This window comes from Streptomyces globisporus (genome assembly GCF_003501885.1).
Lineage (GTDB): Bacteria > Actinomycetota > Actinomycetes > Streptomycetales > Streptomycetaceae > Streptomyces > Streptomyces globisporus_D.
In genome coordinates, this window is the sequence record NZ_QWFA01000053.1 from 19,392 (window position 1) to 29,790 (window position 10,399).

Consider the following 10,399-nt stretch of genomic DNA (forward strand, 5'->3'; position numbering starts at 1 on the left):
TTGTCCACACGCACGGATTCATCCACAGAACAGCGGGCCTCGCTGGTTCACGACCCCGAAAGCATGGCAGGCTCTGTTCATTGCGAGCCTGAAGTCGAGGAGAGTGAATCCTTGCGGTCCGACGCCAACATCGCGGGACCGATGACCGACCCGGTCCCCGGTCCCCGAACCGAGTCCGTGGGTGAGGGTGTTTCACGTGAAACACCGCCGCCGATGGACGACACACCCATCGGCCGTGCCGCTCAGCTGGCGGTCGAGGCCCTTGGCCGCGCCGGCGAAGGGCTGCCCCGTCCTGACCGCACCCGCGTCATGGTCGTGGCCAATCAGAAGGGTGGGGTCGGTAAGACGACCACGACGGTCAACCTTGCCGCTTCCCTGGCCCTGCACGGTGCGCGCGTTCTGGTGGTCGACCTCGACCCGCAGGGCAACGCCTCCACGGCTCTGGGCATCGATCACCATGCCGATGTCCCCTCGATCTACGACGTCCTGGTGGACAGCCGCCCCCTCTCCGAGGTGGTCCAGCCCGTACCGGACGTCGAGGGTCTCTTCTGTGCCCCCGCGACCATCGATCTCGCCGGTGCGGAGATCGAGCTGGTCTCGCTGGTGGCGCGGGAGAGTCGGCTTCAGCGGGCGATCCAGGCATACGAGCAGCCGCTGGACTACATCCTCATCGACTGCCCGCCCTCGCTGGGACTGCTGACGGTGAACGCGCTGGTGGCCGGTGCCGAGGTGCTGATCCCCATCCAGTGCGAGTACTACGCGCTGGAAGGCCTGGGACAGCTCCTGCGGAACGTCGACCTGGTGCGGGGCCACCTGAACCCGGATCTGCATGTCTCGACGATCCTGCTGACCATGTACGACGGCCGGACGAGGCTTGCCTCCCAGGTCGCCGAGGAGGTCCGTACCCACTTCGGCAAGGAAGTGCTACGGACGAGCATCCCGCGGTCGGTGCGTATCTCGGAGGCGCCGAGCTACGGGCAGACCGTGCTGACCTACGACCCGGGGTCCAGCGGCTCGCTCTCGTATCTCGAAGCCGCCCGGGAGATCGCCCTGCGGGGCGTCGGCGTGCACTACGAGGCTCAGCACGCCCACACGAGCAGTCAGAACAGCCAGCAACACGTTTCGGAGGGCCTTCAGTGAGTGAGCGTCGTAGAGGACTGGGGCGTGGGCTCGGTGCGCTGATCCCCGCCGCTCCTCAGGAGAAGCAGGTGCAGACGCCTGGAAGTGGCGCGGCGTCCGGCACGGGGCCTGTGCTGACGGCGGAGCGCGGGGTGGCTGCCGCGAAGGTGACCGCGCTGCCGTCCTCCCCGGTGGTGCCGGAGCCGGCGTCCGCCCCTGAGGACCGGTCCGAGCAGGGCGTCGGGACGTCCGGTGCGTACTTCGCCGAGCTGCCGATCGGGGCGATCACCCCGAACCCGCGTCAGCCCCGTGAGGTCTTCGACGAGGACGCGCTGGCCGAGCTGGTCGTCTCCATCAAGGAGGTCGGCCTTCTCCAGCCGGTCGTCGTCCGCAAGGTGGGCCCGGACAGCTACGAGCTCATCATGGGTGAGCGCCGGTGGAGGGCCTGCCGTGAAGCGGGCCTGGAGCGGATTCCCACGATCGTCCGCGCCACGGACGACGAGAAGCTGCTGTTGGACGCGCTGCTGGAGAACCTCCACCGGGCTCAGCTGAACCCGCTGGAAGAGGCCGCTGCGTATGACCAGCTCCTCAAGGACTTCAAGTGCACGCATGACCAGCTGGCCGACCGGATCGGCCGCTCCCGCCCGCAGGTGTCGAACACGCTGAGGCTTCTGCGGCTGTCCCCGCCGGTGCAGCGCCGGGTCGCCGCGGGCGTTCTCTCCGCCGGTCACGCCCGGGCCCTGCTGTCCGTGGACGACTCCGAGGAGCAGGACCGGCTGGCCCACCGCATCGTGGCCGAGGGGCTGTCGGTGCGGGCTGTCGAGGAGATCGTGACCCTGATGGGCTCGCGCCCCACGAGCTCTCCGAAGTCCAAGGGGCCGAGGGCCGGCGGGCGTCTGTCCCCCGCTCTGACCGACCTGGCGACGCGTCTGTCCGACCGCTTCGAGACCCGGGTGAAGGTCGACCTGGGGCAGAAGAAGGGCAAGATCGTCGTCGAGTTCGCCTCGATGGAGGACCTGGACCGCATTCTCGGCAGCCTTGCCCCGGGCGAGGGCCGGGTCCTGGAGCGCCGACTCGCCGAGACGTCCGAGGAGGACGACGAGGGCTGAGCCTCAGGGATTCATCGAAGGGCGGGCCGTGCGCCGGTGCATACCGGAACACGGCCCGCCCTTTGCCCTCTCTCGGTATCCGCATCACCTCTGGGTGGATACGATGCGTTCTGGGACGGCGCATCCACGGTGAACGACCTCGGAGGAGGGCGGAGACCTTGCGAAGAGTGAGCCGCAGTCGGCTCGTCACGGTCGGTCTCGGCCTGGGCGCCGTCGGGGGATTCGTCGGCAGTCTGTTCCGCGAACGGAGCGCGCTGGCGGCCGCACGTGGTGCGGCGGGCGAAGGAAGTGAGGAATTGCCGTCATGGGGCGTCGGCTCGTACCACTCACCCTGGACAACCTTCCGGATCTCCCCGAGCGTTGCCGCTCGTGTGTCTTCTGGGAGCTTGACCCGGTCAGTGGGGAAGCCGCGGTAAAGGCGGGCAAGCCGGAGCTGGAGAAGGAGGCCTGGATCTCCGCGGTTCTCCTGGAGTGGGGCTCCTGCGGCCGGGTGGTCTATGTGGACGATGTTCCGGTCGGCTTCGTGCTCTACGCCCCGCCCGCGTACGTCCCCCGCTCGACGGCGTTCCCGACCAGTCCGGTCTCCCCCGATGCCGTGCAGCTCATCACCGGCCTGATCGTTCCCGAGTACCAGGGCCAGGGGCTCGGCCGTGTCATGGTGCAGACGGTGGCCAAGGATGTTCTGCGCCGAGGCTTCAAGGCGATTGAGGCGTTCGGAGACGCGCGGTCCGAGCAGGCCACCTGCGTCCTTCCCGCGGATCATCTGCTGGCCGTCGGCTTCAAGACCGTGCGGCCGCATCCCGTGCATCCACGCCTGAGGCTGGAGTTGCGGACGACGCTCTCCTGGAAGGAAGACGTGGAGATGGCGCTCGACCGTCTTCTGGGAGCGGTCCAGAAGGAACCGGTGCTGCGGCCGTTGTGAGGCTGGTCCGGGTGCAGGCTGCCATGCGAACGGGCCCACCCCTTTCAGAGGGGCGGGCCCGTTTCACGTGAAACATTGCGCCGGGGCGCTGCTGCGCGGTCAGGCGCTGATGAAGCCTTCGAGGTCGCGGAGGATCGCGGCCTTCGGCTTGGCACCGACGATGGTCTTGGCGACCTCGCCGCCCTGGTACACGTTCAGGGTCGGGATGGACATCACGCCGTACTTGGCGGCGGTGGCCGGGTTCTCGTCGATGTTGAGCTTGACGATTTCGATCTGGTCGCCGTGCTCGGCCGCGATCGCCTCCAGGGAGGGGGCGATCTGGCGGCACGGGCCGCACCAGGCAGCCCAGAAGTCCACCAGAACGGGCTTGCTGCTCTTGAGGACGACCTCGTCGAAGGTGTCATCCGTAACGTGCTTCAGGTCGCCGGCCACGGCGGCCTCCTTAGTCTCTCGGGGTGGTGGGGTGTGGTGCGGACGTTCAGACGGCCGGGGTCTTCTCCGGCTCGGCGGGCTCGGCGTCGGCCAGGGCCGCGAGGAAGCGCTCGGCGTCCAGGGCGGCGGAGCAGCCGGTGCCCGCTGCCGTGATGGCCTGACGGTAGGTGTGGTCGACCACGTCGCCGGCGCCGAAGACGCCGGTGAGGTTGGTACGCGTAGAGGGTGCCTCGACCTTCAGGTAGCCCTCGTCGTCGAGTTCCAGCTGGCCCTTGAAGAGCTCGGTACGCGGGTCGTGGCCGACGGCGATGAAGAGTCCGGTCACGGGGAGGTCGGAGGTCTCGCCGGTCTTGGTGTTGCGCAGGGTCAGACCGGAGAGCTTCTGGTCGCCCTTGATCTCGGCCACCTCGCTGTCCCAGGCGAACTTGATCTTCGGGTCGGCGAAGGCGCGGTCCTGCATGGCCTTGGAGGCGCGCAGGGTGTCACGACGGTGGACGATCGTGACGGACTTGGCGAAGCGGGAGAGGAAGGTCGCCTCCTCCATCGCGGTGTCGCCGCCGCCGATCACGGCGATGTCGTGGTCCTTGAAGAAGAAGCCGTCGCAGGTGGCGCACCAGGAGACGCCGCGTCCGGAGAGGGCGTCCTCGTTGGGCAGTCCGAGCTTGCGGTGCTGGGAACCGGTGGTGACGATGACCGACTTGGCACGGTGGACGGTGCCCGCGGTGTCGGTGACGGTCTTGATGTCACCGGTGAGGTCGACCGCGACGACGTCGTCGGGGATCAGCTCGGCGCCGAAGCGCTCGGCCTGGGCCCGCATGTTGTCCATGAGCTCGGGGCCCATGATGCCGTCCTGGAAACCGGGGAAGTTCTCCACGTCGGTCGTGTTCATCAGCGCACCACCGGCCGTGACGGCGCCCTCGAAGACCAACGGGTTCAGCGAGGCACGGGCGGTGTACAGCGCGGCGGTGTACCCGGCCGGTCCGGAGCCGATGATGATCACATTACGGACGTCGCTCACGGGTTTCTTCCTCGTTTCTGCAGACTGCCTAACTGCCTACGGGGTCGGTCAACGACTCACACCCCACCCAACGGATCCTACGGCTGATGCATTCCCGAACACGCCGCGGCGGTCTCGGACGGCCTTCAGGGGCGGTTGTAGGAGCGTGTGAGCAGCAGCTGACCGGAGGACTCCGGGGCGGTGTCCACGCAGGAGGAGGCCACGACGTAGGCCTGGACGCGCGAGGAGTCGCTCGTGTGCGGAAGGACGACGAGATAGGCGTCCGTTCCCCGGTACGTCCCCTCGTCGAGAGCGAGGGCCGGCGTGGTGCGGCCGGTGGCCTTCTGCACACAGGGGGGCACGGCGACCACGGGAGCCTTCATGGGGCTCCTGGACGGCTCGGCCTCCGGGGTGAGGGCCTCGCTCGACGACTTGGTGTCCGCCTCCGGCGGTACCTTCTTGACGCCCGGGCTCTTCTGGCTCGCCTTGTCGCCGAGGAGGTCCCGTACCTGGGCTTCGAGTGTGCCGTCGGCGTAAGCGGGGGCGCTGCTGTCCGCGGCACTGACTCCGCTGTCGGTGACCGACTTGGACGCGCCGTCGGACGGGCTGAGGGCCTGGAGGAAGAAGACGCTCATCCCGATGATCGCGGCGCCGAAAGCGGTGCCGAGGACCACGGTGCGCCGACGGCGGCGGGCGGGACGGCGGCCCGGTCCGGTCGCTGCGGAGGAACGGCCCGCAGGGCGGTCCGGGGCAGTGGCGCTGCCGGTCGCCGTCCTGTTGGTCGTCGCTCCTTCGTCGGTCGTTGTTTCACGTGAAACAACGACCGGCTCGTTCTCGGTGGAAGAGGTGGGGCGGGCTTCTGCCGCGAGGGCCGCGTCGATGCGGGCGGCGATGTCCTCGGGCATCGGCCCGGGGTCGGGCATCGTCCCGAGCAGTCCGCGGATCTCCTCCAGGGAGTCCCGGACCTCTGTGCAGAGGTCGCACTCGGCGAGGTGCTGCTGGACTTCCGCGGACCGGGAAGGGATGAGCAGTCCCTCGGTGAGATCGGAGATCTCGGAGACCTCCGGGTGCTGAGCCGTGTCGGCCGTGGGTGTCACGGGCGCCCACCTCCTCCCTTCGTAGCGGCAGGATCGCTTGCTCCTGCGTCTCTGGGGCCTGACGCAGGTGGGACGGATGCTTCGTGCGTCTGGTTCCTTCCGCCCGCGCCGTTCTCCTCCTCGGGGGTCTGTCCCCCGGTTTCCGCGCGCAGATGGCGGACCAGGGGGGCCAGTCTCGCCCGGCCCCGGGCGCACCGGCTCTTCACGGTGCCGGCCGGCACTTCCAGGATGCTGGCGGCCTCCGCCACGGGGTAGCCCTGCATATCGACGAGGACCAGGGCCGCCCGCTGTTCGGCGGGCAGCGTGTCCAGGGCTTTCTGGAGCTGGCGGTGGAGGTCCCGCCGCACGGCGGGGGCCTCGGCGGATTCGTGGGGCTCCAGGAGCTGATCGAGCCGTTCGGCGTCGTCCACGGGGGACGTCTTCCGGGAGGCGGCCTTGCGTACCCGGTCGAGGCAGGCGTTGACGGTGATCCGGTGGAGCCAGGTGGTGACGGCGGACTGGCCGCGGAAGGTGTGGGCGGCGCGGAAGGCCTTGACGAGGGCGTCCTGGACTGCGTCGGCGGCTTCCTCCCTGTCCCCCAGGGTCCGCAGTGCCACGGCCCAGAGCCGGTCGCGGTGTCGGCGTACGAGTTCACCGAAGGCGTCGGGGTCGCCCGCCACATGCTGGGCGAGCAGGTCCGAGTCGCTCGGTGCCTCTGGTGGAAAGGAATCCACCGTGCTCCCCCTCCGAACCGGATCCGATGTCACATAGGCCGCGCCCCGTGAAGCGGCGCGACGGGAGAAGCCTGCCGTCACGTGCGTGACGGCCGCAACCCTTGTCGTCGCGGGTGCTTGGCGAGGCAGGACGGCCCGCCCCACAGTAGCGGCCGGCGGGGGCGGTGATCACGGGCCGGGTGCGGGGATCCCCGCACCCGGCCCGTGATCAGCCGAGGACGGAGATGTCGGTGATGCCCCCGCGGTATCCGCCCGTGCCGTCCGACGGGAGTTCCGTGATGTGGATGAGGACGTAGCGCGTGCGGACGGGCTCGTCGAGCGTTTCCTTGAGTGTCGTCCCGGCGACCGTCCGCTTGACGATCTGCTGGTCGAAATCGGCCGTCGTGGCGGGGGACGTGGCGTCCGGGGACGCGGCGGAGACGGTCGTCGTCTGCCCGCTGCGGTACATGGACACATCGACTCCGGAGACGTCCCGCACCTTGCCGAGGTCGACGATGATGCCGCTGCCCTGCTTGCGCTGGGGGAGGTTGCCGTAGTTGGCGAAGCCCTCGTAGCGCGGGGTGACCCAGTGGGTTCCCCGGTTGCCGTCCACGGTGTTCGCCACCTCCCCCTGCTTGATTCCGGAGCCGTCGGGCGTGAACTCCGTGGCTCCCGCGATGTCCAGGGGCTCGGCGGACGGTGCGGGCTTGTCGCCCTTGTTCTTGTCGTCCTCGTTCGGCTCGGTGACGCCGGTGTCGTCGGAGCCCTTGGTGCGGTCGAGCAGTGCTTCCGCGAGCTGCCAGCTGCCGAGGCCCAGGGCGGCGATGAGGAGAGCGGAGACGGTCCACTTGAGGACGCGGCCGGTACGGCTCTGCAGGGGCGCCGGCGGGGCCGGCATCACGGGCTGGGTGACGGCGGACGGGTGGGAGGACGGGCGTCCGTACGTGCCCTGCTGATAGGTCGTGCGCTGGTAGGCGGGCGGTGCGGTGAACGTGGGCTCCGGCGGAAGGATGCGTGGCATCGCCGCGACGGCCTTGGCCAGCTCGTCCGGGGTGGTGCAGGGCGGTTCCTGGCGGGAGGCGGTGGCGCCGTCGTTGGCGAGCGCCCGCATGGCGAGCTCGGAGAGCCCGCGGTGGACGCCGGCGCGTACCTGGTCGGGGGCGATGAGGCCCAGGCCCTTGGGCAGACCTGCGAGTCCGTGGGCGTCGTCCCCGTACGGCCAGCGGTGGGTCAGGGCGGCGTACAGGAGGGCGCCGATGGCCTCGGTGTCCGTACGGAGGGGGCGCTCGGCGGTGATGCCCCGCAGTGCGGCGTTCACGGCGAGGCCGCGGATGCGGTACTGCCCGGTGGAGCTGCGCAGGACCGCGCCGGGGGTGAGGCGCAGATGGGAGAGGCCCTCGCGGTGGGCGGCGGCCATCGCCTGGGAGAGCTGGCTGACGAGCTGGTAGGCGTCGTGGGCCTCCATCGGGCCGGCGGCCAGCAGAGCGGTGAGCTCGGTGGCGTCCGGCAGCCATTCGTGGACCACGTAGACGAGGTCGTTCTCCTCGACGGCGTCCAGGACCTGGACGAAGCGGGGGTCCCCGAGCAGGGCCGAGGAGCGGGCGGCGGCCAGCACCGAGCGGGCCCGCGGATGGTCGGCGGGAAGCAGGTGGACGCCCACCGCCCGGCGGAGCTTCTCGTCGACCGCGCGCCAGCTGCTGAAGCCGTCCAGACGGGTGACGCACTCCTCCAGGCGGTAGCGCCCGGCGAGTTTGTGACCGCTGTGCAGATCGGGTGACGCCGGAACGGTCTCGGAACGCTTCCGCCCACCGTCCGTGTTCTCGGCGTCCTTGGGGCTCGCGCCCTTGGTGTCCTCGGCTTCCGCCGTCCCGTCGGTCGTGGCCTCGTCCGCCTTGGCGGTCAGCGGCTCGTCGCCGCTGTTGTCGGCCACGTCGACGGCAGCCGTGCTACGTTCCGCCACCGTCGTTCCTGCCTCCCCATCCGTTGCGCGATGCCAGCCAGCTCTGCACAGTCACGCCAATTGTGCCCACACTCCGGCGCTATGCACGACACGCGGAGTGCGGCGATGGTTGTGCGGGCGGGTGCTCATTCAGCGTCCGAGCCGTCCACGGACCATGCCGACCAGGCCGTTGACCTCTTCGATGCGCATCTTCTTCGCCGCGACGAAGAAGATGCCCAGGAGGAGGACGCCACCGCAGATCAGTGCGGCCAGGGAGCCCAGGGCACCGGTGCCGACCAGTTCCAGGATCCCGAATCCGACGGCGCCGCCGACCAGCGCGGCGGGCACCGCGGCCATGCAGAGGCGGGCGTAGGTCCGCACGATGTGCGCGCCGTCCAGGTCGCCGCCCAGCCGATTGCGCAGCCGGCGCCAGGCGACGCCGACGCCGACGGCGTAGGCCAGACCGTAGGAGAAGGCCATGCCGACGACCGCCCAGCGGGCGGGCAGGACGACGTAACAGAGAGCGGAGGCCGCGGCGTTCACCGCGGCCACGATGACCGTGTTGTAGAAGGGGGTGCGGGTGTCCTCGTAGGCGTAGAACCCGCGCAGCACGACGTACTGCACGGAGTACGGGATCAGGCCGAGCGCGAAGGCCATGAGGATGAAGCCCATGGAGCGGGCGGCCTCGGTGCCGCTGGAGGCGTACAGCAGGGTGCACATCGGCAGGCCGAGCGCGAGGAAGGTGAAGGCCACCGGCACGATCGCGACGGCCGAGTTGCGCAGACCCTGCGAGATGTCGTCGCGGACCGCTCCGGGGTCGTTGTCGTGGGCGGCCCGCGAGATACGGGGCAGCAGCGCGGCCATGACGGAGACGGTGATGATGGCCTGCGGCATGCCCCAGATCAGCTGGGCGTTGGAGTAGGCCAGGAAACCGGTGCCGTCCTTGCCCGAGAGCTTGCCCGCCGCGGTGGCGAGCTGGGTGACGACCAGGACGCCCGCCTGGTTGGCCAGGACGAACAGCACGGTCCACTTCGCCAGCTTGACGGTCTTGCCGAGGCCGTGGCCCTTCCAGTCGAATCGGGGACGGAAGCGGAAGCCCGTCTCGCGCAGGTAGGGGATCATCGCCAGCGACTGGACGACGAGTCCGAGCAGGGTGCCGATGCCGAGCAGGCGGACGCCCTCCGGCGGGATGGTGTCGACGCCCATCTGCGATTCGGCGGAGGTGCCGTAGACCCAGATGAACAGCCCGAACGTGATGATCATGACGATGTTGTTGAGGACCGGGGTCCACATCATCGCCCCGAACTTGCCGCGGGCGTTCAGGATCTGACCCATCACCACGTGCACACCCATGAAGAAGATGGTGGGCAGGCAGTACCGGGCGAAGGTGACGGCGACGCTGTTGGCGGCCACGTCGTCGGCGATCGTGCTGGACATCAGCTGGATCAGCACCGGCGCGACGAGGACCGCGGCGACGACGATCAGGCCGAGCGCGACCATCACCAGGGTCAGCAGCCGGTTGGCGAACGCCTCGCCGCCGTCCTCGTCGTCCTTCATGGCGCGCACGAGCTGGGGGACGAAGACCGAGTTCAGACCGCCGCCGACGGTGAGAATGTAGATCATCGTCGGCAGGGTGTACGCGATGGTGAAGCTGTCGCCGAGCATCGCGGCGCCGAGCGCTGCGGTGATCACCAGGGAGCGGACGAATCCGGTGAGCCGGGAGACGAGGGTGCCGGCGGCCATGACCGCGCTGGACTTGAGGAGCCCGGAGACCTTGCCGCCGCCGCCCTTGGCGGGCGCGGGAGCGGGGGCCGGTTCGGGCTGGGGCGGTACCGGAGGCTTCCCCGACCCCTCCTGGTCCCGGAAGAGGTGCGCGAAGGCGTCCGGCTCCTGCCGGTCGTCCGAGGCCCGGGTCACGAGGTCGTCGACGCCGACGAACTGGGTGGTCGCCGGGCGGTCCCCGTACGGCAGGTGCCGGGAGGGCCCCGCGGGCTCGGGGGGCGGGGTCTGGGCCCAGATGCGCGGGTCCGGGGCGTACGGGGCGGGGGGCGGCTGCTGGTAGAGCGGTGCCGGTTCCTGGTAGGTGCCGGGA

General features: G+C 69.9%; 9 protein-coding genes. 3 read left to right on the forward strand and 6 right to left on the reverse strand.

Features of this window, described 5'->3' with window-relative positions; translation table 11 throughout:
• Window positions 1–63 precede the first annotated feature (63 nt).
• The 3 genes from D3105_RS12510 to D3105_RS12520 all read left to right on the forward strand — a co-directional run bounded on the left by D3105_RS12510 (window position 64) and on the right by D3105_RS12520 (window position 3,150).
• A complete protein-coding gene (locus D3105_RS12510) occupies window positions 64–1,140 on the forward strand; it encodes a ParA family protein (protein WP_118903327.1) in 1,077 nt (358 codons plus the stop codon).
• The gene (locus D3105_RS12515) at window positions 1,137–2,228 is read left to right on the forward strand and encodes a ParB/RepB/Spo0J family partition protein (RefSeq protein WP_118903328.1); all 1,092 of its coding nucleotides are present in this window, start codon (window positions 1,137–1,139) and stop codon (window positions 2,226–2,228) included. Before D3105_RS12510 ends, D3105_RS12515 begins: the two co-directional genes overlap by 4 nt.
• Before the next feature lie 304 nt (window positions 2,229–2,532).
• On the forward strand, window positions 2,533–3,150 hold the full coding sequence (locus D3105_RS12520) for a GNAT family N-acetyltransferase (protein WP_030579485.1): 618 nt from the start codon (window positions 2,533–2,535) through the stop codon (window positions 3,148–3,150).
• A 99-nt stretch (window positions 3,151–3,249) separates the two neighbouring features.
• On the opposite strand, the gene trxA is transcribed toward D3105_RS12520, so the two are convergent.
• The 6 genes from trxA to murJ form a co-directional block, all read right to left on the reverse strand.
• Complete coding sequence (trxA, locus tag D3105_RS12525; protein WP_118903329.1) at window positions 3,250–3,582, reverse strand: thioredoxin; 333 nt, start codon at window positions 3,580–3,582, stop codon at window positions 3,250–3,252.
• 46 nt (window positions 3,583–3,628) lie between these two features.
• Entirely contained in the window at window positions 3,629–4,600 is a 972-nt protein-coding gene (gene trxB / locus D3105_RS12530) for a thioredoxin-disulfide reductase (protein ID WP_010060430.1), read from the reverse strand.
• Window positions 4,601–4,725: 125 nt separating this feature from the next.
• The gene (locus D3105_RS12535; protein WP_118903330.1) at window positions 4,726–5,676 is read right to left on the reverse strand and encodes a hypothetical protein; all 951 of its coding nucleotides are present in this window, start codon (window positions 5,674–5,676) and stop codon (window positions 4,726–4,728) included.
• Window positions 5,673–6,389, reverse strand: a complete 717-nt coding sequence (gene sigM / locus D3105_RS12540) for an RNA polymerase sigma factor SigM (RefSeq protein ID WP_118903331.1) — start codon at window positions 6,387–6,389, stop codon at window positions 5,673–5,675. The genes D3105_RS12535 and sigM overlap by 4 nt, the downstream gene beginning before the upstream one ends.
• A gap of 208 nt (window positions 6,390–6,597) precedes the next feature.
• Window positions 6,598–8,328 (reverse strand): protein kinase family protein, encoded by a 1,731-nt coding sequence (locus D3105_RS12545; protein ID WP_118903332.1) that lies wholly within the window; start codon window positions 8,326–8,328, stop codon window positions 6,598–6,600.
• A gap of 129 nt (window positions 8,329–8,457) precedes the next feature.
• Window positions 8,458–10,399, reverse strand: a 1,942-nt coding sequence (gene murJ / locus D3105_RS12550) for a murein biosynthesis integral membrane protein MurJ (protein ID WP_118903333.1), incomplete at its 5' end; no start/stop codon positions are given.